This window comes from Pseudomonas sp. SWRI50, from assembly GCF_014269095.1.
Classification (GTDB): Bacteria; Pseudomonadota; Gammaproteobacteria; order Pseudomonadales; family Pseudomonadaceae; genus Aquipseudomonas; species Aquipseudomonas kermanshahensis.
Genome location: NZ_JABWRW010000033.1, coordinates 30,532 through 51,680, shown reverse-complemented (window position 1 = coordinate 51,680; position 21,149 = coordinate 30,532). Strand labels below are relative to the sequence as shown.

The following is a 21,149-nucleotide window of genomic DNA, read 5'->3' as shown; positions in this document are numbered from 1 at the left end:
CGTTAGCGGTGGCTGGACATGAATTGCTTGCAACGCGCCGAGGTCGGGTTCTCGAAGACCTGCTGCGGCGATCCTTGCTCTTCAACCAGGCCCTGGTGCAGGAAGACGACTTCACTGGACACATGGCGGGCAAAGTTCATCTCGTGCGTGACCAGCAGCATGGTACGGCCTTCTTCGGCCAATGCGCGGATAACGTTTAGCACTTCCTGGACCATTTCCGGATCGAGCGCCGAAGTTGGCTCGTCGAACAGGATGACCTTGGGCTTCATGGCCAGGGTACGGGCAATGGCGGCACGTTGTTGCTGGCCACCGGAAAGTTGCGCGGGGTAGCTGTGGCGCTTGTCGAAAATGCCGACCTTGTTCAGCAAGGCTTCTGCGGCTTCGATGGCTTCGGCCTTGCTTTGGCCGAGCACGCGGCGCGGTGCCTCGATGATGTTGTCGAGGATCGACATGTGCGGCCACAGGTTGAAGTTCTGGAAGACAAAGCCGATCTCGCTGCGCAGGCGGTTGATCTGGCGGTTGTCGGCAGCGATCAGGTCGCCGTTTTTGGCGGCCTTGAGCTTGAGTGATTCACCGGCCACCAGGATTTCGCCCTGGTGCGGGTTTTCGAGCAGGTTGATGCAGCGCAGCAAGGTGGACTTGCCGGAACCGGACGACCCCAGGATGGAGATCACGTCACCGTCGCGTGCGGTCAGCGAAATGCCCTTGAGAATTTCCTGCTCGCCGTAGCGTTTGTGCAGATTGCGGATTTCCAGCGCGGGCGTGGCCTGAGCCATGTGCGGTCCTCATGTGTTCGGGTGCGTTCCCAGCTGTTGGCGGCCTTCCTGGCGTGCGCCAAGCTAGCATAGCGGCATTATGGCGGCCAACAGGGTCGCTAGGGGCTCGGGTCGCTGTCGGGGCAGATTGTCGCATCGCTGCAGTGCAACGTCGCGAGGATGACCGCGAAGGTCTAGCCCAACACCAGAGCCTTGATGAAAAAAGGCGCGATGGTGCCAGCTTTGGCCCGCGCTTGGAAGCGGTTTTGGACCATTCGCGGGTAATCCCCCTCTAAGCCATTGCTGACGCTTGCCAGGCAGGGTTGTACCTGCCGGTTGTACTTTTCTGCATTGCAGCGGTGCATAGGTGTTACCTGGGAGCACCTTTGGTGCATTTGTAAGTGGGTATTTCAGTAATCCGGACCTTGCACGGCGATTTGGTGGCCTTTCGGTCAAGGCATGGCCGAAAGCCCTGCAAGCCGCGTCCTTTACGGTTGCCAGATTTTTCTGACGAATGCATTCAGCCGATGGCTCACTTATTGCCAGTAGGAAACCGCCGATTGCAGCGACGCCTAACTAACCCCAGGCGCGCTTCGTTCCCGTAGTCGGAGTGGTCCACTCCTTACAAAGGTAGTTTTATGAGCGGTAACAATTCCAATGACCTCGCTCAGGGGCTCAAATCGCGGCATGTCACCATGCTGTCCATCGCTGGCGTGATTGGCGCCGGTCTGTTCGTTGGCTCCGGCCACGCCATCGCCGCCGCTGGCCCGGCCGTACTGCTGGCCTACGCCGCCGCCGGTACCTTGGTCGTACTGGTCATGCGCATGCTTGGCGAGATGGCCATTGCTTCACCTGACACCGGTTCTTTCTCTACCTATGCCGACCGCGCCATCGGGCGCTGGGCCGGCTTCACCATTGGCTGGCTGTACTGGTGGTTCTGGGTGCTGGTGATTCCGCTGGAGGCCAACGCGGCTGCGGCCATTTTGCATGCCTGGTTCCCTGCTGTAGATCTGTGGGCCTTCTCCTTGATCATCACGCTGGTGCTGACCCTGACCAACCTGTGCAGTGTGAAGAACTACGGCGAATTCGAGTTCTGGTTCGCCTTGCTCAAGGTCCTGGCGATCATTGGCTTCATCGTCGTGGGTTGCGTGGCCATGTTCGGCTTGGCGCCTGGCAGCCAGGTAAGCGGTGTCAGCCACCTGTTCGACACCCAAGGCTTCATGCCCAATGGCCTGGGCGCAGTGCTGGCAGCCATGCTGACCACCATGTTCTCGTTCATGGGTACCGAAATCGTCACCATCGCCGCTGCCGAGTCCAAAGACCCGGGCAAGCAGATCAGCCGCGCGACCAATTCGGTGATCTGGCGTATCTGCCTGTTCTACCTGGTGTCGATCTTCCTGGTCGTGGCGCTGGTGCCGTGGAACGATCCGGCCCTGGCTGAATTGGGCTCTTACCAGACGGTGCTGAGCCGCATCGGTGTGCCGAATGCCAAACTGATCGTCGACATCGTCGTGCTGGTCGCCGTCACCAGCTGCCTGAACTCGGCGCTGTACACCTCCTCGCGCATGCTGTTCTCCCTGGGCAAGCGTGGCGATGCCCCGGCCATGTCGCAACGCACCACCAAGGCAGGTACGCCGCATGTGGCGGTGCTGATGTCGACTGCGGCAGCGTTCCTGTGCGTGTTCGCCAACTATGTGGCGCCGGCCCAGGTGTTCGAGTTCTTGCTGGCCAGCTCCGGCGCCATTGCGCTGCTGGTGTACCTGGTGATCGCGGTGTCGCAACTGCGCATGCGCAGCCAGCGTGAAGCGCGTGGCGAGAAGATCGACTTCAAGATGTGGCTGTTCCCGGGCCTGACCTGGGCGACCATCGCCTTCATCGTTGCTGTGCTGGTGGTGATGGGGCTGCGTGAAGATCACCGCGCCGAGATCATCGCCACTGCCTTGCTGAGCATTGGTGTGGTGGCGGCCGGGCTGCTGGTGCATCGCAAGCGCGAAGCGGCTGGGCGGGTGGCGCTGGATAACTGATCTGCGCTGCTTTGAACGAAAAGGCCGCGCCCTGTGTAGGGCGCGGCCTTTTTGCATGTTACGGCCTGCTAGCGAATTCTGCGTCCCGCTGTAGGAGCAGCCTTGTGCTGCGAAGAGGCCGGTGAAAGCAGCCAATAGTTGCGGTGCATTCACCGGCCTCTTCGCAGCACAAGGCTGCTCCTACCCTAGGGCCGGTGATGGCTTATTTAGCCGAACTGCTTCTGCTGTTGTTGTTGCTTGGCCACAACTTCCGAGGCGGCGATGTAAGCCTCCTGGAACTCGTCGCTTTCCAGCCAGGCCATGGTGGTGTCTTCGTCGGCGCCATCCAGCCAGGTGCGGTAGGCGTTGAACACCAGCACGATGTAGTCGGTGGCGTGCTCTTCCTTGTGCCCCTTGAGCACCAGGGCCAGCAGCGGGTCGACCAGGAACACCGAGATCATCGCGACCAGGCTGGTTTCCTGTGCGGCCTTCATCTTGTCGAATAGCTCCTTGTAGCTGTCCGACTCCATGGCCTTGTTGAACACTTGCTCGATGCTGGCGCTGTCGCCGGCGCTGGCCTTGACCGCCTGGCCACTGCGCACCATGCGGTTTTGCTTGGCCTTGCTGGCGGCGCGCTTGGCGCGTTTCTGTTGCTTGGTCGTGGTGGCCATGGGTGAATCCTTGGGTGTGCCTGAAAAAGTGCGCGTATTGAAGCGCAGTTAAAGACGAAACCCAAGCATTGTAGGTGTGCACACACCTGCTAGGCGCTGGCTGGCCGTCTCGGCGGTTCAGTGGCTTGACGCTGGTGCTTCATCCTCTTCGAAGTCGCGTGATGCGCGCCCCACCAGCAGCGGGTCTGGGGCGTGCGCTACGGCCAGGTCCTTGCCTGGGTAATCCAGCGAGTGCAAGAAGTGCCGGATGCAGTTGATGCGCGCGCGTTTCTTGTCATCGGACTTGATCACCGTCCAGGGTGCATCGGCGGTGTCGGTATGGAAGAACATCGCTTCTTTGGCGGCGGTGTAGTCGTCCCATTTGTCCAGCGACTTGATGTCGATGGGCGACAGCTTCCAGTGCTTGAGCGGGTCGTCGCGGCGTGAGATGAACCGCCGTAGCTGCTCTTCACGGTTCACCGAGAACCAGTACTTGAACAGCAGGATGCCGCTGTTGCACAGCATACGTTCAAGGTCGGGTGCCTGGCGCATGAACTCCAGGTACTGCAGCGGGCTGCAGAAATCCATCACCTTCTCGACCCCGGCGCGGTTGTACCAGGAGCGGTCGAAGAAGACCATTTCGCCCGCCGTGGGCAGGTGCTGGATATAACGCTGGAAATACCACCGGCCCTTCTCCTGCTCGGAAGGCTTTTCCAGCGCCACAATCCGCGCGCCACGTGGGTTCAAGTGCTCCATGAAGCGCTTGATGGTGCCCCCTTTGCCCGCCGCGTCGCGCCCTTCGAACAGGATCACCACACGCTGGCCGGTTTCCTTCGCCCAGCTCTGCACTTTAAGCAGTTCGATCTGCAGCGCGTGCTTGGCCTTTTCGTATTCCTGGCGGTGCATGCGGGTGCGGTACGGGTAGCTGGCCGGTAGGCGTGCGCGCGTGCTGTCTTCGTTACTGCCCTTGGGCGCCCTGGCCACTTCCATGGCTGCCGGTTGCTGGCTGACCTGGGTGATGACGGGGTCGGCGACGGCTTTGATGGCGGGCTTGCGGGGGCGTGCGCGGCGGTTGGGGCTGGTTGGCGTGGCGTTCGGCGTGGCGTTCGAGGTGGATGTGAGTAGCAGGGTGGCGTCGTCGCTCATGGAGGTCCTGTCGGTTCTGATGTGCTTTTCCCATGCTAGGGGCGACAGGCCTGGCGCTTATTGATGCGGGTCAATTTACCCGGACAGGTGGGCTCGGCCCCAGCCTCAGGTGGGTGGTTTCCACCTGATACTCAAAGGGCGGGCGCAATAGCCTGATCTGCCCACGCTTAGGTGGGGCTAACAGGAGACGTTCCCATGAAGCACTACTTTCACCTGGTGTTGAGCTGTGTCAGCAACGACGGCACCGGTTACAACGATTGGCTTACCCTGGCCCTGGATGAGTACAAGATCACCGAGGCGGAGTTGGCCAAGGCGGTCGCATCCGTTGATGACGCCAGGGCGCTGCTGAGCATTTCCTATCGGGGGCAGATGACCCCCGAGGAATTCGATAGCCAGGCGTAATGGCTGATTTGTGACGAGGCCCTCTGTGCATTGCTCAGGGGGCCTTTTTATTGGGCGGGGTTGCAGGTGGCTGCTGCAAAAATCGCAGGCAACAAAAAACCCGCACTAGGCGGGTTTCTTGTTGTCGCTTCGGGTAACTTTGCAACCACCAGAAGCTGAAGGTGGTGCCCAGAGACGGAGTCGAACCGCCGACACGAGGATTTTCAATCCTCTGCTCTACCGACTGAGCTATCTGGGCGACGAGGTGAATTAAATAGATTTCCAGACCGTCCGTCAACGACTTTTTGAAAAAATTTTAAATTAATTCCGTCGCTTACGTTTTTTGGGGTCATTCAGCAGGCGGAACGTAGCCTTCGGCCTGGGCGTATTCTTCGCCAGCGAAAAACTTGTCCATCTCGGCCTGGAGGAATTTGCGGTCCTCGGCATTCATCATGTTCAGGCGCTTTTCGTTGATCAGCATGGTCTGGTGCTTCTGCCAGTCGGCCCAGGCCTTCTGCGAGATGTGATCGAAGATGTCCTGGCCCTTGGCACCTGGGTAGGGCGGGCGCTCCAGGCCTGGGAGTTCTTCTTTGTACTTGCGGCACATCACGGTGCGGGTCATCGGGCATCTCCTGCAATCAGTTCGTCGGCCGCGCGTTTGAGCAACTTCTTGACCGGGGCAGCGAGGCCCAGGCGCGGCGGGGTGGCGAGGTTATACCAGAGCCAGTCGGGCTCGGCCACGTGCTGGCCGACCGGGTCGACCTTCACCAGCCAGGGCTCGATCGCCAGCTGGAAGTGGCTGAAGGTGTGGGTCAGGCCGTCTAGTGCGCGGCTCTCTGCCAGGCGCAGGCCATGCTGGTAGGCGAGGTCGTCGAGCTGCTCGATGTGCTCAAGCTCCGGCAGGCTCCACAAACCACCCCACAGGCCGCTGGACGGTCGGCGGTACAGCAGGATCGCGCCTTCGTGGTTGGCCAGCAGTGGCATCAGCGTCCGGCGTTGCGGCAGCGCCTTGCGTGGCTTGGGCTCGGGGTAGCGGGTTTCTTCGCCGTGCAGGTGCGCTTCGCAGCCGCGTTGCAGCGGGCAGATCAGGCAACTGGGCTTGCTGCGGGTACACAGCGTGGCGCCCATGTCCATCATCGCCTGGGTGTAGTGGTTGGCGCGGGTTTGCGGGGTGTAGCGCTCTGCGCTGGCCCACAGCTGGTTAGCCACCTTGGGCTCGCCGGGGTAGCCGGCCTGGGCGGTAAAGCGGGCCAGCACGCGCTTGACGTTGCCGTCCAGGATGGGCGCGCGGATGCCCATGCTGATGCTGGCGATGGCACCGGCGGTGGAGCGGCCAATGCCAGGCAGTTCGGTCAGTTGCTCGACACTGCGCGGAAACTCGCCGCCATGCTGCTCGACGACGATTTTCGCGGCCTTCTGCAGGTTGCGCGCGCGGGTGTAATAGCCCAGGCCCGTCCACAGGTGCAGCACTTCGTCCTCCGGCGCTTCGGCCAGGGCCTGCACGGTGGGCAGGGCCTGCATGAAGCGGTCGAAGTAATTGAGCACGGTGCTGACCTGAGTCTGCTGCAACATGATTTCCGACACCCACACCCGGTACGGGTTGATGCCCTGTTGCCAGGGCAGGTCGTGTCGGCCGTGCGCGTCATACCAGTCCAGCACGGCGCTGGAGAACTGCTCGGGGCTCATCGTTTGAACAGCCCCTTGAGCGCGTCTTTGAGTTCAGGGCTCACTTTGTCTCCGAGTTTTTCGTCGAGTTTTTCATCAATCTTGTCTTTCAGGCGGTTGCCGGCCAGTTTCGCGGCGACCTTGCCCAGGCCGTCCTGGTCCAGGCGGCAGGCCTTGGCGCCAAGCTCCAGCGGGCCGCGGCAGCGCAGCGGCACTTCAACGCCGACATAGCGCTCGTTGACCTGGCAGGCCGGGTCCGGCATGGCGCGTTGGTCGCCTTCGACGACCACGCCGACGTTGTAGTCCATGCCCAACACGCGCAGGTCGAGGTCGCCGTGGCCGTTGACGGTCAGGCCTGGGATGCGGGCCTTGAGGTCTGGGTTGCTGGCCACGCCATTGCGCACCACCAGGCTGCCACGCAGTTCCTCGAAGGGCGTGTCCTTGCCGCGCGGTTCGCCGCTGAGCGTTTTACGGTTCAGGGTGGCGATGGCCTGGCACAGTTGCTGTTCAAGGTTGGCATTGACCAGCACGCCATCGTTGATGGTGAAGTTGGCGCTGCCATTGAGGGTGTCGACCAATGCCTTCTGGCTGTTGCCGGTCGCGGTCAGGTCGCTGGTCAGGGTCAACAGGCCCTTGACCGGTGGCGTTTGCTCTTTGCCCTCGGCCTTGATGAAGTGTTCCACCGGTACCCGGTTGATCTTGGTATTGACGCCAAGCTGCGGCACGGCAGGGCGCACATCGACGGTGCCCTTGGCCTCGAAGCTGCCATTGTAGAGGCCGCCGCGCAGGGTCTGCAGGGTCACCAGGCCGCCTTGGCCAGTGGCCTTGAGCTGGGCATCCTGAATGGGCAGTTTGTCCAGGGTCAGTGCGCCGAACGTCAGGTCGGCCTGCAGGTCGAGGGCGCGCAGGCGGTCTACCGGCAGCAGCTTGTCGTCGCTCCAGGCGACCTGGGTCGGGGCGTTGGGCAGCGGGGAGCTGCTGGCACCGGCTACGGCGCTGGCCTCCTGTTGCTTGACCTCCGCCTGGCGGGCGGCCGTGGCGCCTTTGGCTTGTTCGCTCTTGGCGGGCAGGTAGCGGTCGGCGTCGAAGGTGTCGGCCTTCAGTTGCAGGCGCAGGGCCTGTTTGGCGATATCTTCGACAGCCACGCGGCCGGTGAAGGTGCTGTCGTCCAGCTTCACGGCCAGGTCTGCCAGGGCCAGGCTGTTCGACGTGCCTTGCAGGCGGGTGACCAGTTCCAGCTTGGTGAACGCGGCCGGGTCGTTCGTGGCGGGCAGCGGGCGGCCGATGCCGTCGAGGAAGGTGCGCAGGTCGAACTGGGCGATCGACAGGCCGCCGCTGAGTTGCGGTGCCTTGTCCAGGTCGCGCAGGTTCAGTTCACCCAGTGCACGCAGCTGGTTGGCCGAAATTTTCAGGCCGTTCCACGAGGCGACATTGGCTGCCAGGTCGACCAGCAGTTGGCCTTGCGCGGCGAAGGTCACGGTCTTGCCGGCAAACGGCTCGCCCGAGGTTTCGCCCGACAGGCGCATGTCTTCGAAGTTGTAGCGCTTGAGCTTGCGGTCAAAGCGCAGTTCGCCGGCAAGCTCGGTGCGGGCCTTGATGCTCGGTTGGGTGGCACTGAGGAAGGCACTCGCCTTAAGCGCAATGTTCGCGCCCTCGTGGACCGGGCCGGTGCTCAGCTGGATGCTTTCGGCGCTGTAGCTCTGGCCGTTTTTGGCATCGGTGTACTGCACGCGGGCGTTGTTCACGGTCAGGCTGTCGATGTCGAGTTTGACCGCACGCTCGCTGCCGCTGTCGGCTTGCGCTGGGGCCTGTTCGGCAGGTGCCTGGGCCGGTGTATCGGTTGGGGCGCCGTTAGGGGCGGGCAATGGCTTGCCGATGTCTTCCCAGTTGCCATGGCCATTTTCGTCGCGGGCCAGGGTCAGGTTCAGGCCTTCGACGCGCACATCGCTCATCTGCACTTCGCGGCGCAGCAGCGGCAGCACGCGTACCGACAGGCCGAGCATCTTCAGGTCGGCGAATGGCTCGCTGGGTTTGCTCAAGGTCGCGATGCTCGCGTCATGCAGCTCCAGGCCCAACCACGGGAACAGGCTCCAGCCGATGTCACCGTTGAGGGTCAGCTCGACATGAGCCTTGTCGCGCGCCAGCTGGCGAATCTCGTCTTTGTAGTCGTTGGGATCAAAGAGGTGGGTCAGGGCGAAGCCCAGCGCCACGATGATCAGCAGCAACCCGAGAAGCCCCAGTCCCAGGATTTTGCCGAACGCTTTCATGGGCGAGTCCTTGTAGTCCGATTTGAATTTCAGCGGCAGAGTATAGCGCCGCAGTGCTTATCCCTGCGTATCCGGCAAGAGATACAGGGCATTTCCCTACGAATGGATCAGATGTTGCGGCTTTCGACAGCCGCAGTTCTGGCAGTTCCGTTTGTGTTGCCTGTACCGGCCTCTTCGCGGGGCAAGCCCGCTCCCCCAGGGTTCATCCGATCATGTGGGAGCGGGCTTGCCCCGCGAAGAGGCCGGTACAGGCGAACCGAAATACCGTTTCAGCTACGGAAAAATCCACGATATCAGATTGCTTTCATCCCACCGGGTGCTGGTAACCTTGCGCCGCTTTCGGTGTGCCCGCGACCCATTGTCGCGGTGCGTCGCCCAGTAAAGGCCATACAAAAAGGATCAAACCCATGAGCAGTAACGTCACGGCGGGCACCTTGGCCGGTGCGCCGAGCTTCTTGTCGAAGGAGCGCATCATCGCCCGTCCGGGCTTCAACCGTTGGCTGGTGCCACCGGCCGCCTTGGCTATCCACCTGTGTATCGGCATGGCCTACGGCTTCTCGGTGTTCTGGCTGCCCTTGTCGCAAGCCATCGGCATCACCGCGCCGGTGGCCTGCTCGGCGGACATGGGGTTCATCGCCCGCCTGTTCAGCGCCGAGTGCGACTGGCCGATTTCGATGCTGAGCTGGATCTACACCTTGTTCTTCGTGTTCCTCGGCTGCTCGGCCGCGGTGCTTGGCGGCTGGCTGGAACACGCTGGGCCGCGCAAGGCCGGGCTGGTGTCGGCGCTGTGCTGGTGCGGCGGCATGCTGATCTCGGCGATTGGGGTAAAGACCCATCAGCTGTGGCTGATGTGGCTGGGCTCTGGTGTGATCGGCGGCATTGGCCTGGGCCTGGGCTACATTTCGCCGGTCTCGACGCTGATCAAGTGGTTCCCGGACAAACGCGGCATGGCTACCGGCATGGCGATCATGGGTTTTGGCGGTGGCGCGATGGTCGGCGCCCCCCTGGCGACCGCGCTGATGGGCCACTTTGGCAGCGCAGAAGACGTCGGGGTATGGCAGAGCTTCGTGGTGATGGCGGCGATCTACTTCGTGTTCATGACGGCCGGCGCCCTGGGTTACCGCGTGCCACCGACCGGCTGGAAGCCTGAGGGCTGGACCGCCCCGGCGAAAAAGGCCGGCAATGGCATGGTCACCGACCGCCATGTGCACGTCAGCGTGGCCTGGAAAACCCCACAGTTCGCCCTGGTGTGGCTGGTGCTGTGCCTGAACGTCTCGGCCGGCATCGGTATTCTGGGCATGGCGTCGCCGCTGTTGCAGGAAGTGTTCGCCGGTAAGTTGCTGGGCAACGAGCTGAGCTTCAGCGAACTGAACGCCACCCAGCTGGCGCAAATTGCCGCCATCGCAGCGGGCTTCACCGGCTTGCTGAGCCTGTTCAACATTGGCGGGCGCTTCTTCTGGGCGTCGTTCTCTGACTACATTGGCCGCAAGAACACCTACTTTGCCTTCTTCGCCTTGGGCGTCGGCCTCTACAGCCTGGTGCCGAACATGGGTCACCTGGGCAACGTGGCGCTGTTCGTGGCGGCGTTCTGCATCATCCTGTCGATGTACGGTGGCGGCTTTGCCACAGTGCCGGCGTACCTGGCCGACCTGTTCGGCACGCAGATGGTCGGTGCGATTCATGGGCGCCTGCTGACGGCCTGGGCGGCGGCGGGCGTGCTGGGACCGGTGCTGATCACCTACCTGCGCGAGTCTCAGCTGGCGGCGGGCGTTGAGCGCGCGGCGGCGTATGACATGACCCTGTATATCCTCGCGGGCCTGCTGGTGCTGGGCTTTATCTGCAACATGCTGATTCGCCCGGTGGCCGACAAGCACTTCATGAGCGACCAGCAACTGGCCGCCGAGCGTGCGCTGAGCCATGACAAGGGTGCCGATGGCGCGCGGTCGCTGGAGTGGCATGCCGCGCCGGGCAGCTTGCCGTTAGTGCTGATCGCCTGGGCTGCGGTGGTTGTGCCGCTGGCTTGGGGGGTGTGGATTACGTTGCAGAAGACGGCTGTACTGTTCCATTGAAGGTAAGGGGGGCGCTGTGCGCCCCTTTCGCGGCGCAAGGCCGCTCCTACAAGGGCGTGGTTGGGTGCAAGAGCCGGCGAAAGGGCTGCAAAGCAGCCCCAGATTCACAGCTTGTATAGACCTGTAACGGCATCCACCCCCCGTCATTGCTTGCTTTGCCATATGTCATCCGCGTTTCAAGCTGGCGCGATCTGGGCCTATAATGGAGCCCTTTTCGCCCAATGATTTTGCGGAGCTGGTGATGGTCGAACGTAAGGCTTCCGTCGAGCGCAATACCCTGGAAACCCAGGTCAAGTGCTCGATCAACCTAGATGGCAGCGGCAAGGCCCGATTTGATATCGGTGTGCCTTTCCTTGAACACATGCTCGACCAGATCGCCCGACATGGGCTGATCGATCTGGACATCGAGTGCAAGGGTGACCTGCACATCGACGATCACCATACCGTCGAAGACGTCGGTATCACCCTGGGCCAGGCATTCGCCCAGGCGATCGGCGATAAAAAAGGCATCTTCCGCTACGGCCATGCCTATGTGCCGCTGGACGAAGCGCTGTCGCGCGTGGTCATCGACTTCTCTGGCCGCCCAGGCCTGCAGATGCACGTGCCGTACACCCGCGCCACGGTCGGTGGCTTCGATGTCGACCTGTTCCAGGAGTTCTTCCAGGGCTTCGTCAACCACGCCCTGGTGAGCCTGCACATCGACAACCTGCGTGGCCACAACACCCACCACCAGATCGAAACCGTGTTCAAGGCGTTCGGCCGCGCGCTGCGCATGGCCATTACCCTGGACGAGCGCATGGCTGGGCAGATGCCTTCCACCAAGGGATGCCTGTAAATGCAGACGGTAGCCGTAATCGACTATGGCATGGGCAACCTGCACTCGGTGGCCAAGGCGCTCGAGCATGTCGGCGCCGGCAAGGTACTGGTCACCAGCGACGCCGCGGTGATCCGCGAGGCTGACCGCGTGGTGTTCCCAGGCGTGGGCGCGATTCGCGACTGCATGGCCGAAATCCGTCGCCTGGGCTTCGACAGCCTGGTGCGTGAAGTCAGCCAGGACCGCCCGTTCCTCGGCATCTGTGTCGGCATGCAAGCGCTGCTCGAACACAGTGAAGAGAACAACGGCGTCGACTGCATCGGCCTGTTCCCAGGCCAGGTGAAGTTTTTCGGCAAGGGCCTGCAAGAGGATGGCGAGCACCTGAAGGTGCCGCACATGGGCTGGAACGAAGTCAGCCAGGCCAACCACCATCCCCTATGGCACGACATCCCTGACCGCGCACGTTTCTATTTCGTGCACAGCTACTACATCAATGCCGGCAAGCCGAGCCAGGTGGTTGGTCGCGGCCACTATGGCGTCGACTTCGCCGCCGCGCTGGCCGACGGCTCGCGCTTTGCCGTGCAGTTCCACCCAGAGAAGAGCCACACCCATGGCCTGCAGTTGCTGCAGAACTTCGTCGCCTGGGACGGGCGCTGGTAAATGAGCCGATCGAAGACCAAGGCCCCGATCATCACCCTGGCCCCCGAGCAGGAGCGCGAGGCGCTCGATACGCTCAAGCGTTTTCTCGAAGACCGTTTCGAGTTGCAGCTGGGGTCGTTTGAAGTGGCCGAGGTCCTCGACCTGTTCAGCAAAGAGATTGCACCCCATTACTACAACAGGGCGATTGCCGATGTTCAGCTGCACCTCAAGGAGCGGTTCGAGAGCATCGAGAGCGACCTGTGGGCACTCGAGAAGCCCTGAAACCCAACAAATAGACAGGTTCCCAAGATGCTGATTATCCCCGCTATCGATCTGAAGGACGGTGCTTGCGTGCGCCTGCGCCAGGGCCGCATGGAAGACTCCACGGTATTTTCCGATGACCCGGTGAGCATGGCCGCCAAATGGGTCGAGGGTGGCTGCCGCCGCCTGCACCTGGTCGACCTCAACGGCGCCTTCGAAGGCCAGCCGGTCAACGGCGAAGTGGTCACCGCCATCGCCAAGCGTTACCCGACCCTGCCGATCCAGATCGGCGGCGGCATTCGCTCGCTGGAAACCATCGAGCACTACGTCAAGGCGGGCGTCAGCTACGTCATCATCGGCACCAAGGCGGTTAAGCAGCCGGAGTTCGTCGCGGAGGCCTGCAAGGCCTTCCCGGGCAAGGTCATCGTTGGCCTGGACGCCAAGGACGGCTTCGTCGCCACCGACGGCTGGGCTGAAGTCAGCACTGTTCAGGTCATCGACCTGGCCAAGCGTTTCGAGGCCGATGGCGTCTCGGCGATCGTCTACACCGATATCGCCAAAGACGGCATGATGCAGGGCTGCAACGTGCCCTTCACCAAAGCCCTGGCCGAAGCCACGCGCATTCCGGTGATTGCATCGGGTGGCATCCACAACCTGGGTGATATCAAGGCCCTGCTGGACGCCAAGGCCCCCGGCATCATCGGCGCCATCACTGGCCGTGCCATCTACGAAGGCACCCTCGATGTCGCCGAGGCCCAGGCCTTCTGCGACAACTACCAAGGCTGAGGACTGAACCATGGCACTGGCCAAGCGCATCATCCCTTGCCTGGACGTGGACAACGGCCGGGTGGTCAAGGGCGTCAAGTTCGAGAACATCCGTGATGCCGGCGACCCGGTAGAAATTGCCCGTCGCTACAACGAGCAGGGTGCCGACGAAATCACCTTCCTCGACATCACCGCCAGCGTCGATGGCCGCGACACCACGCTGCATACCGTCGAGCGCATGGCCAGCCAAGTGTTCATCCCGCTGACTGTGGGCGGTGGCGTGCGCACCGTGCAGGACATCCGCAACCTGCTCAATGCCGGTGCCGACAAGGTCTCGATCAACACGGCTGCGGTGTTCAACCCAGAGTTCGTGGGCGAGGCGGCGGACCGTTTCGGTTCGCAGTGCATCGTCGTTGCCATCGATGCCAAGAAGGTCTCCGCGCCGGGTGAAACGCCGCGCTGGGAGATTTTCACCCATGGCGGGCGCAAGCCGACCGGGTTGGATGCGGTGGAGTGGGCGAAGAAGATGGAAGGCCTGGGTGCCGGTGAGATCCTGCTGACCAGCATGGACCAGGACGGCATGAAGAACGGCTTTGACCTGGGCGTTACCCGGGCCATCAGCGATGCGCTGGGGATTCCGGTGATTGCGTCGGGTGGGGTGGGTAACCTGCAGCACCTGGCGGACGGGATTCTGGAAGGGCATGCCAGCGCGGTGTTGGCGGCCAGTATCTTCCACTTTGGCGAGTACACCGTTCCGGAAGCCAAGGCCTACATGGCTTCGCGCGGGATTGTCGTTCGCTGAGCCATTGATTGGGGCTGCTTTGCAGCCCATTCGCTATAGCGTACGCCGGCCCTGTAGGAGCAGCCTTGTGCTGCGAATGGGCCGCAACGCGGCCCCAATGGCATCACCCGTGGTTCTTGCCCAGCAACGCGTGGTAAAGCTCGGTATCCCCAAGAATCCCTACCACCTTGTCGTTATCCTGCAGCACCAGCTTGTTGCCCGTCTGATAACGAATCTGCAGCGCCTCACGCATACCGATATCGGCGTGCACCACCGTCGGCCTGCGCTCCAGCAACTCAACATTCTGCCCTGGCGCCCAATTCTGCATATCCAGGCCGTTCTGGCCTTGGCGTGCGCGCTTGAGCGAGCCGCCTTCGCCAATGTCCAGCCATGAGTCGATACCCGGGTCCAGGCACACCGACCCATTGACCCGTTTGCAGTTGTCCAGGCTGCGCATCAGGCTGCGGCCGCACAGCACGTTCAGCGGGTTGGTGTGGGCAACGAAGGTGCGCACATAGTCGTCCGCCGGGTTCAGTACGATCTCTTCGGGCTTGCTGTACTGGATGATCCGGCCGTCCTTCATGATTGCAATGCGGCTGCCCAGCTTCAACGCTTCGTCCAAGTCGTGGCTGACGAACACGATGGTCTTGCTCAGCTTGCGCTGCAGCTCCAGCAGTTCGTCCTGCAGGCCCTGGCGGATCAGCGGGTCGAGTGCCGAGAACGGTTCGTCCATCAGCAGAATGTCGGCATCCATCGCCAGCGCCCGGGCCAGGCCCACCCGCTGCTGCATACCCCCGGACAGCTCGTCGGGCTTCTTGTTGCGCCACTGGGTCAGGCCAACCAGTTCAAGCTTCTCATCCACCAGCTTGCGCCGCTCTTTCTCTGGGCGGCCCTGCATTTCCAGGCCAAAGCTGATGTTCTCGCGCACCGTCAGCCAGGGCATCAGGGCGAACTTCTGGAACACCATGGCGATGCGCTTGGTGCGCATCATCTTCAGCTCGGCCGGGGTGCAGTGGGCGATGTCGATGTGCTTGCCTTCATGCTCGACGAACAGCTTGCCGCGGCTGACCGTGTTCAGGCCGTTGATGCAGCGCAGCAGGCTCGACTTGCCCGAGCCGGACAGGCCCATGAGCACGCAAATTTCGCCTTTCTCGATATCCAGGTTGGCTTTTTCGACACCCACCACCAGGCCGGTCTGCTTGAGGATCTGCTCGCGGGTTTTGCCCTGGTCGAGCAGCGACAGCGCCTCGCGCGGTTTGTTGGAGAAGATGACGTCGACGTCTTCGAACCGAATGATGCTCATGCTTCACCCCTTACCGTGACTTCCGGTTGCTTGCAGATACGGTCGAGCATGATCGCCAGCAGCACGATCGCCAGGCCCGCTTCGAAGCCCAGGGAGATATCGGCGGTGTTCAGTGCGTTGACCACAGGTTTGCCAAGGCCGTCGGCGCCCACCAGGGCCGCGATGACTACCATCGACAGCGACAGCATGATGCATTGGGTGACACCGGCCGCGATGCTCGGCATCGCGTGGGGCAGTTCGATGCGGGTCAGCAGCTGACGGCGCGAGCAGCCAAAGGCCTTGCCGGCGTCGAGCAGCTCTTGTGGCACATCGCAAATGCCCAGGTAGGTGAGGCGGATCGGCGCGGCGATGGCGAACACCACCGTCGAGATCAGCCCCGGGACCACGCCCAGGCCGAACAGGGTCAGGGTCGGGATCAGGTAAACGAAGGTGGGTACCGTCTGCATCAGGTCGAGTACCGGGCGCATGGCGGTATAGAACATCGGTTTATGCGCGGCGACGATGCCCAGCGGCACGCCAATGGCCACGCAGACCACGGTGGCGAAGGTCACCTGCGCCAGGGTTTCCATGGTTTCCTGCCAGTAACCCAGGTTGAAGATAAGCAGGAACGACAGCGCAACGAACGCCGTCAGCCCCCACTTGCGCTGGATAACGTGCGCCAGGGCGGCGAACAGGGCGATGAGGACGAACGGGTTGAACCAGGTCAGGGTACTGGTGACGCCATGGATCATGAACTCCAGGCCTTGCGCGATGGCGTCGAAATAATTCGCGCCGTTCTGGGTCAGCCATTCGACGAACGACGCGATGTACTGCCCCAGGGGTATTTTCTGATCGATAAGCATGATAGCGAGCTTCCACCTGCAAAGATTGAAATCAGTCCGGGGCGGGCACGGTCCCGCCCCGAGGTAGCGCTATTGCGTGGTGCGTTATTGCGCCAGCTTGGCCTTGGCCGCCTCAAGGCCGGGTTTGCCATCAACGGTGGTAACGCCCGCCAGCCAGGTATCCAGCTTGCCGGGGTTGTCTTTAAGCCACTTTTTGGCGGCTGCTTCGGGTTTCATCTTGTCGTCCAGGACATAGCCCATCATGGTGCTTTCATCCTTGAGCTCGAACGACAGGTTCTTGAGCAGTTGGCCAACGTTGCTGCATTCCTGCACGTAACCCTTGCGGGTGTTGGTCAATACGGTTGCCTTGCCGAATTCGGGGCCGAAAAAATCATCCCCGCCGGTGAGGTACTGCATCTTGAAGCGGGTGTTCATCGGGTGCGGTTCCCAGCCTAGGAACACCACCGACTCGCCGCGTTTTTGCGCCCGGTCGACCTGCGACAGCATGCCGGCCTCGCTCGACTGCACGATCTTGAAGCCGGCGTCCTTCAGGCCGAAGGCGTTCTTGTCGATCATGCTCTGGATGGTACGGTTGCCGTCGTTACCCGGCTCGATGCCGTAGATCTTGCCGTCCAGTTCTTTCTTGAACTTGGGAATGTCGCTGAAATCCTTCAGGCCCTTGTCATACAGCGCCTGGGGCACGGCCAAGGTGTACTTGGCGTTTTCCAGGTTGGCGCGCACGGTCTCGACGGTGCCGGCATCGCGGTACTGCTTGATGTCGTTCTCCATGGTCGGCATCCAGTTGCCGAGAAACACGTCCAGGTCCTTGCCGGTGGCCAGCGACTTATAGGTCACCGGTACCGAGATCATGGTGGTGTGGGTCTTGTAACCCAGGGCTTCGAGCACAACGCTTGTGGTGGCTGTCGTCACCGTGATGTCGGTCCAGCCGACATCGGAGAAACGTACCGTCTGGCACTGCTCAGGCTCGGCGGCCTGGGCCAGCAGCGGGGTGGACAACAACGCAACCAACAACAGCGAGGGTGAACCTTTCATGGATGGACTCCTGTGATTTTGTCTTCGGGTTCGCGTGGGTCGCCGGGCGTTCTGAAGGTCCGGTCGACCAGGCCTGCAGAGGGCAGGTTGCGTGGCCGTGCTATACGAGTCGCTTTTGATAATCCTCCAGCGCCGGGCAATCGCCTACTGGTGGGGTCGTATCCAGTACGGAACGGGTCGTATCCAGTACTGGCGATGTCGCATATGGATTTTTCCACCCCCTCGGCCGCGTTTTTGCGTCACCAGGCCGCTGGAAAACGGCGTGAAGACGGCCGTACCTCAGGTAAAAACAGCACGGCGCAGGTGGACAAAACTACGTCGGTTGCAGACGGCGAAGGGGTAGGCAAAAGGCCGATGATGCGTGCATTCATGGCGGCTCGCAGCTTCAGCCTAGCAGTTGCCCCGCCCTGCGCATGGCGCGCAGAGACAAGCCCAGCAAGAGGTGATTCGACAATGGCCATCAGCGTGTTCGACCTGTTCAAGATTGGTGTCGGGCCCTCCAGCTCCCACACCGTTGGCCCCATGCGGGCTGGCGCTCTGTTTGTGCAGGGGCTGCGCGAGCGCGGCGAACTGGAGCAGGTAAAACGGGTCGAGGTGCGGCTGTATGGTTCGCTCTCGGCCACCGGCATCGGCCACGGCACCGACAACGCCACCCTCATGGGCCTGATGGGCGAGTGGCCGGACGCCATCGACCCCACCCAGATCGTCCCTCGCATCGCCGACCTGCGCGAAACCAACACCCTGCTGCTGGCCGGCCGCCTGCCCATCGAGTTTGTCTGGGCCCGCGACATGCTGTTGCTGGACGAGAACCTGCCGTACCACCCCAACGCCATGACCTTGATCGCCGAAGGCGCGCAAGGCGAGCTGCACCGCGACACCTACTACTCGGTGGGCGGTGGCTTTGTAGTCGATGCCGCGCAGGCCGCCAGCGGTGTGCTGGACGCCGACCAGACCGTATTGCCCTACGACTTCAACAGTGCCGCCGAACTGCTGCAACTGTGCAAGCAAAACGACCTCAGCGTGTCGCAATTGATGATGGCCAACGAGAAGGTCTGGCGCAGCGAGGAAGAGATCCACGCCGGCCTGCAGAAGCTCTGGCAAGCCATGCAGGAGTGCGTCACCAACGGCCTGAAATACGAAGGCACGCTGCCCGGCGGCCTCAACGTACGGCGCCGCGCCGCCAAGCTGCACCGCAGCTTGCAAGAGATCGGCAAGCCCAACGTGATCGGCTCGACCATGAGCGCCATGGAGTGGGTCAACCTGTTCGCCCTGGCGGTCAACGAAGAAAACGCCGCCGGCGGGCGCATGGTGACCGCGCCCACCAACGGCGCTGCGGGCATCATCCCGGCGGTGCTGCATTACTACATGCGCTTCAGTGATGTGGTGGATGAGTCGAACGTGACCGACTTCTTCCTCGGGGCGGCAGCGGTCGGCATCCTGTGCAAGAAGAACGCTTCGATTTCCGGCGCCGAAGTCGGCTGCCAGGGCGAGGTCGGTTCGGCCTGTGCCATGGCGGCGGCAGGCCTTGCGCAAGTGTTGGGGGCGACACCGCCACAACTGGAAAACGCTGCCGAAATCGCTTTGGAACACAACCTTGGCCTGACCTGCGACCCGGTCGGTGGCCTGGTGCAGGTGCCGTGCATCGAGCGCAACGCGATTGCCGCAGTGAAGGCGATCAACGCGGTGCAGATGGCCCTGCGCGGCGACGGCGAACACTTCATTTCCCTCGACCAGGTGATCCGCACCATGCGTGACACCGGCGCCGACATGCACGACAAGTACAAAGAGACCTCGCGCGGCGGCTTGGCGGTCAGCGCCATCGAATGCTGATGCGCTAATCACGCGCTGCTTGTTACCACGACGCCCCACTATGGGGCGTTTGTGCATGACCGGCCGTCAGATGTCGCGATGAGTGTGGGCATTGTCGGTGACACTTAAGAGTGTCGTTTCTGGGCAACCCACCAGGCACGTGTCACCAAAGTGCTCAGCAGTTACAAGGAGCGCGCCTAGCACGGCGGTTCCAGAAGTTCGGTCAGCTCGCACCGAAGGCCCTGATTTGCCGAGTTAAGGCGTCGTTTTCAGGTTTTTTCGGATAGCCGTTCAATTTCAGGCACGGCGTTTGCGTTGAGATTGGCAACAAGCCCCTACCTACGAAGAAGGGGCCATAACAAAAAAATCAGTGCCCGCCTGAGGCACACCCTGCATTTGTGTGAGGAGAAATCGCGATGACGTCGTACACCTCCGGGAATCCAACCCAGAACCGCACAGCTCCCCAGTCCATCGGGTTTCTTCTACTGGACAACTTCACCCTGATTTCCCTGGCGTCGGCGGTCGAGCCGCTGCGCATGGCCAACCAGCTTTCCGGCCGCGAGCTGTACCGCTGGCACACCCTGACCGTCGATGGCGGCCAGGTCTGGGCCAGTGATGGCCTGCAGATCACCCCCGACGCGGCCATGCACAATGCGCCGCCGATCGACACCGTGATTGTCTGCGGTGGTGTCGGCATTCAGCGCACCGTTACCCGTGAACACGTGACCTGGCTGCAGGCGCAGGCGCGCCAGTCGCGGCGCCTGGGCGCGGTGTGTACCGGCAGCTGGGCACTGGCCTGTGCCGGGCTGCTCGACGGCTTCGATTGCAGCGTGCACTGGGAATGCCTGGCCGCCATGCAGGAGGCCTACCCACGGGTGAACATGAGCACCCGCCTGTTCACCCTCGACCGCAACCGCTTCACCAGCTCCGGTGGCACCGCACCGCTGGACATGATGCTGCACTTGATCAGCCGCGATCACGGCCGTGAATTGTCGGCGGCGATCTCCGAGATGTTCGTCTACGAGCGCATTCGCAACGAGCAAGACCACCAGCGCGTGCCGCTCAAGCACATGCTTGGCACCAACCAGCCGAAGCTGCAGGAAATCGTCGCGCTGATGGAGGCCAACCTGGAAGAGCCGATCGACCTCGACGAACTGGCGGTGTATGTGTCGGTCTCGCGACGCCAGCTCGAGCGCTTGTTCCAGAAGTACCTGCACTGCTCGCCGTCGCGCTATTACCTGAAGCTGCGCCTGATCCGCGCGCGGCAGTTGCTGAAGCAGACGCCGATGTCGATCATCGAAGTGGCCTCGGTGTGCGGCTTCGTCTCTACCCCGCACTTCTCCAAGTGCTACCGCGAGTATTTCGGCATTCCGCCGCGTGATGAGCGTGTGGGCTCCAACACTGCCCAGCAGGTGGCGATGATGCCGATCCCGCAGGCCATGACCCTGTCGCCGCACAGCGGGCCGATGGCGGCCCTGAGCCAGGCACGCAACGAGTCGACGTTCGCCAGCGTAAGGCTCTGAAACAGAGCCGGCCTCTTCGCGGGGCAAGCCCGCTCCCACACGTACAGCACTGAATTCGAAAGCAGCGCGATACCTGTGGGAGCGGGCTTGCCCGCGAAGAGGCCGGTGCAGGAATAATCGGTCAGGCGCGCTTGCTGAACTGTGCCAGCGCAGGCAAAAGCTGTTTGTCGATCGCCTGTCGCACCGCCGGCAATATGGTCGCGCTGCCGGTATACATCTGCTCGACCATGCCCTTCAGCGCCTTTGCATTGGGCTCGGTCAGCCCACGCACCACCGCCTCGCAGGCCTGCTCGGCGCTGGCCCCGGCGGGGATGTCGAAACCGCGCGCGCGCAGGTGGCCGGCGAGGTCGTCCTGGTCAATCAAATCCGCATGCATCATGGCTGTTGTCCCTTTTATCGCTAAGCGAGTGCTGCTGTGATTTACGACCGATTCTGTGTCCACCG

General features: G+C 62.3%; 20 protein-coding genes and 1 tRNA gene. 10 read left to right on the top strand and 11 right to left on the bottom strand.

All coding sequences use genetic code 11. The features are described from left to right. Positions 1-2: 2 nt before the first annotated feature. Positions 3-776: an ABC transporter ATP-binding protein gene (locus HU750_RS24870; protein ID WP_027594260.1), complete on the bottom strand. Its 774-nt coding sequence runs from the start codon at positions 774-776 to the stop codon at positions 3-5. 617 nt (positions 777-1,393) lie between these two features. Here HU750_RS24870 and gabP point away from each other — a divergent pair. Further along, positions 1,394-2,779, top strand: coding sequence for a GABA permease (gene gabP / locus HU750_RS24865; protein ID WP_027594261.1), 1,386 nt, complete (start codon positions 1,394-1,396; stop codon positions 2,777-2,779). A 206-nt stretch (positions 2,780-2,985) separates the two neighbouring features. On the opposite strand, the gene HU750_RS24860 is transcribed toward gabP, so the two are convergent. Together HU750_RS24860 and ppk2 are read right to left on the bottom strand one after the other, a co-directional pair. Further along, positions 2,986-3,429 (bottom strand): hypothetical protein, encoded by a 444-nt coding sequence (locus HU750_RS24860; protein ID WP_027594262.1) that lies wholly within the window; start codon positions 3,427-3,429, stop codon positions 2,986-2,988. 117 nt (positions 3,430-3,546) lie between these two features. Then, positions 3,547-4,398 carry a polyphosphate kinase 2 gene (ppk2, locus tag HU750_RS24855; protein WP_238348940.1) on the bottom strand — a complete coding sequence of 284 codons (852 nt, stop codon included), beginning with the start codon at positions 4,396-4,398 and terminating at the stop codon, positions 3,547-3,549. Between the two features lie 351 nt (positions 4,399-4,749). On the opposite strand from ppk2, the gene HU750_RS24850 reads away from it, so the two are divergent. After that, positions 4,750-4,956: a hypothetical protein gene (locus tag HU750_RS24850; protein WP_085273848.1), complete on the top strand. Its 207-nt coding sequence runs from the start codon at positions 4,750-4,752 to the stop codon at positions 4,954-4,956. Positions 4,957-5,118: 162 nt separating this feature from the next. On the opposite strand, the gene HU750_RS24845 is transcribed toward HU750_RS24850, so the two are convergent. The 4 genes from HU750_RS24845 to HU750_RS24830 all read right to left on the bottom strand — a co-directional run bounded on the left by HU750_RS24845 (position 5,119) and on the right by HU750_RS24830 (position 8,867). Next, positions 5,119-5,194: transfer RNA gene (locus HU750_RS24845), tRNA-Phe, on the bottom strand. Positions 5,195-5,284: 90 nt separating this feature from the next. Further along, positions 5,285-5,557, bottom strand: coding sequence for an oxidative damage protection protein (locus HU750_RS24840; protein ID WP_027594266.1), 273 nt, complete (start codon positions 5,555-5,557; stop codon positions 5,285-5,287). Next, entirely contained in the window at positions 5,554-6,621 is a 1,068-nt protein-coding gene (gene mutY, locus HU750_RS24835) for an A/G-specific adenine glycosylase (protein WP_085273847.1), read from the bottom strand. The genes HU750_RS24840 and mutY overlap by 4 nt, the downstream gene beginning before the upstream one ends. Next, positions 6,618-8,867 carry an AsmA family protein gene (locus tag HU750_RS24830; RefSeq protein ID WP_186682935.1) on the bottom strand — a complete coding sequence of 750 codons (2,250 nt, stop codon included), beginning with the start codon at positions 8,865-8,867 and terminating at the stop codon, positions 6,618-6,620. Before HU750_RS24830 ends, mutY begins: the two co-directional genes overlap by 4 nt. A gap of 407 nt (positions 8,868-9,274) precedes the next feature. Between HU750_RS24830 and HU750_RS24825 the strand changes: the two genes are divergently transcribed. From HU750_RS24825 to hisF, 6 genes are all read left to right on the top strand, one after another. After that, a complete protein-coding gene (locus tag HU750_RS24825) occupies positions 9,275-10,936 on the top strand; it encodes an OFA family MFS transporter (protein ID WP_027594269.1) in 1,662 nt (553 codons plus the stop codon). Positions 10,937-11,177: 241 nt separating this feature from the next. Beyond that, a complete protein-coding gene (gene hisB / locus HU750_RS24820) occupies positions 11,178-11,771 on the top strand; it encodes an imidazoleglycerol-phosphate dehydratase HisB (protein WP_027594270.1) in 594 nt (197 codons plus the stop codon). Continuing rightward, positions 11,772-12,410 carry an imidazole glycerol phosphate synthase subunit HisH gene (hisH, locus tag HU750_RS24815; protein WP_027594271.1) on the top strand — a complete coding sequence of 213 codons (639 nt, stop codon included), beginning with the start codon at positions 11,772-11,774 and terminating at the stop codon, positions 12,408-12,410. After that, positions 12,411-12,671: a DUF2164 domain-containing protein gene (locus HU750_RS24810; protein WP_027594272.1), complete on the top strand. Its 261-nt coding sequence runs from the start codon at positions 12,411-12,413 to the stop codon at positions 12,669-12,671. It abuts the gene before it with no gap. 27 nt (positions 12,672-12,698) lie between these two features. Beyond that, positions 12,699-13,436: a 1-(5-phosphoribosyl)-5-[(5-phosphoribosylamino)methylideneamino]imidazole-4-carboxamide isomerase gene (gene hisA / locus HU750_RS24805; RefSeq protein ID WP_016484508.1), complete on the top strand. Its 738-nt coding sequence runs from the start codon at positions 12,699-12,701 to the stop codon at positions 13,434-13,436. Positions 13,437-13,446: 10 nt separating this feature from the next. Further along, complete coding sequence (gene hisF, locus HU750_RS24800; RefSeq protein WP_027594274.1) at positions 13,447-14,217, top strand: imidazole glycerol phosphate synthase subunit HisF; 771 nt, start codon at positions 13,447-13,449, stop codon at positions 14,215-14,217. Positions 14,218-14,320: 103 nt separating this feature from the next. Here hisF and choV read toward each other — a convergent pair whose 3' ends face one another. The 3 genes from choV to HU750_RS24785 form a co-directional block, all read right to left on the bottom strand. After that, complete coding sequence (gene choV, locus HU750_RS24795; protein ID WP_027594275.1) at positions 14,321-15,499, bottom strand: choline ABC transporter ATP-binding protein; 1,179 nt, start codon at positions 15,497-15,499, stop codon at positions 14,321-14,323. Continuing rightward, positions 15,496-16,344 carry a choline ABC transporter permease subunit gene (choW, locus tag HU750_RS24790; RefSeq protein WP_172960399.1) on the bottom strand — a complete coding sequence of 283 codons (849 nt, stop codon included), beginning with the start codon at positions 16,342-16,344 and terminating at the stop codon, positions 15,496-15,498. Before choW ends, choV begins: the two co-directional genes overlap by 4 nt. Before the next feature lie 81 nt (positions 16,345-16,425). Then, a complete protein-coding gene (locus tag HU750_RS24785; RefSeq protein WP_186682933.1) occupies positions 16,426-17,373 on the bottom strand; it encodes a choline ABC transporter substrate-binding protein in 948 nt (315 codons plus the stop codon). 453 nt (positions 17,374-17,826) lie between these two features. On the opposite strand from HU750_RS24785, the gene HU750_RS24780 reads away from it, so the two are divergent. Together HU750_RS24780 and gbdR are read left to right on the top strand one after the other, a co-directional pair. Continuing rightward, positions 17,827-19,203 (top strand): L-serine ammonia-lyase, encoded by a 1,377-nt coding sequence (locus tag HU750_RS24780; RefSeq protein WP_186682931.1) that lies wholly within the window; start codon positions 17,827-17,829, stop codon positions 19,201-19,203. A 395-nt stretch (positions 19,204-19,598) separates the two neighbouring features. Further along, positions 19,599-20,705, top strand: coding sequence for a choline metabolism transcriptional regulator GbdR (gene gbdR, locus HU750_RS24775; protein WP_027594279.1), 1,107 nt, complete (start codon positions 19,599-19,601; stop codon positions 20,703-20,705). Between the two features lie 121 nt (positions 20,706-20,826). Here gbdR and HU750_RS24770 read toward each other — a convergent pair whose 3' ends face one another. Next, positions 20,827-21,084 (bottom strand): hypothetical protein, encoded by a 258-nt coding sequence (locus tag HU750_RS24770; RefSeq protein ID WP_186682945.1) that lies wholly within the window; start codon positions 21,082-21,084, stop codon positions 20,827-20,829. Between the last annotated feature and the right edge of the window lie 65 nt (positions 21,085-21,149).

Coding starts and splice junctions, on each gene's coding strand:
- HU750_RS24785 (WP_186682933.1), bottom strand. CDS start 17,373: ATGAAAGGTTCACCCTCGCTGTTGTTGGTTGCGTTGTTGTCCACCCCG.
- hisA (WP_016484508.1), top strand. CDS start 12,699: ATGCTGATTATCCCCGCTATCGATCTGAAGGACGGTGCTTGCGTGCGC.
- HU750_RS24810 (WP_027594272.1), top strand. CDS start 12,411: ATGAGCCGATCGAAGACCAAGGCCCCGATCATCACCCTGGCCCCCGAG.
- HU750_RS24780 (WP_186682931.1), top strand. CDS start 17,827: ATGGCCATCAGCGTGTTCGACCTGTTCAAGATTGGTGTCGGGCCCTCC.
- HU750_RS24870 (WP_027594260.1), bottom strand. CDS start 776: ATGGCTCAGGCCACGCCCGCGCTGGAAATCCGCAATCTGCACAAACGC.
- ppk2 (WP_238348940.1), bottom strand. CDS start 4,398: ATGGAAGTGGCCAGGGCGCCCAAGGGCAGTAACGAAGACAGCACGCGC.
- hisF (WP_027594274.1), top strand. CDS start 13,447: ATGGCACTGGCCAAGCGCATCATCCCTTGCCTGGACGTGGACAACGGC.
- hisB (WP_027594270.1), top strand. CDS start 11,178: ATGGTCGAACGTAAGGCTTCCGTCGAGCGCAATACCCTGGAAACCCAG.
- HU750_RS24850 (WP_085273848.1), top strand. CDS start 4,750: ATGAAGCACTACTTTCACCTGGTGTTGAGCTGTGTCAGCAACGACGGC.
- HU750_RS24830 (WP_186682935.1), bottom strand. CDS start 8,867: ATGAAAGCGTTCGGCAAAATCCTGGGACTGGGGCTTCTCGGGTTGCTG.
- HU750_RS24840 (WP_027594266.1), bottom strand. CDS start 5,557: ATGACCCGCACCGTGATGTGCCGCAAGTACAAAGAAGAACTCCCAGGC.
- HU750_RS24825 (WP_027594269.1), top strand. CDS start 9,275: ATGAGCAGTAACGTCACGGCGGGCACCTTGGCCGGTGCGCCGAGCTTC.
- HU750_RS24770 (WP_186682945.1), bottom strand. CDS start 21,084: ATGATGCATGCGGATTTGATTGACCAGGACGACCTCGCCGGCCACCTG.
- gabP (WP_027594261.1), top strand. CDS start 1,394: ATGAGCGGTAACAATTCCAATGACCTCGCTCAGGGGCTCAAATCGCGG.
- mutY (WP_085273847.1), bottom strand. CDS start 6,621: ATGAGCCCCGAGCAGTTCTCCAGCGCCGTGCTGGACTGGTATGACGCG.
- choV (WP_027594275.1), bottom strand. CDS start 15,499: ATGAGCATCATTCGGTTCGAAGACGTCGACGTCATCTTCTCCAACAAA.
- hisH (WP_027594271.1), top strand. CDS start 11,772: ATGCAGACGGTAGCCGTAATCGACTATGGCATGGGCAACCTGCACTCG.
- HU750_RS24860 (WP_027594262.1), bottom strand. CDS start 3,429: ATGGCCACCACGACCAAGCAACAGAAACGCGCCAAGCGCGCCGCCAGC.
- gbdR (WP_027594279.1), top strand. CDS start 19,599: ATGACGTCGTACACCTCCGGGAATCCAACCCAGAACCGCACAGCTCCC.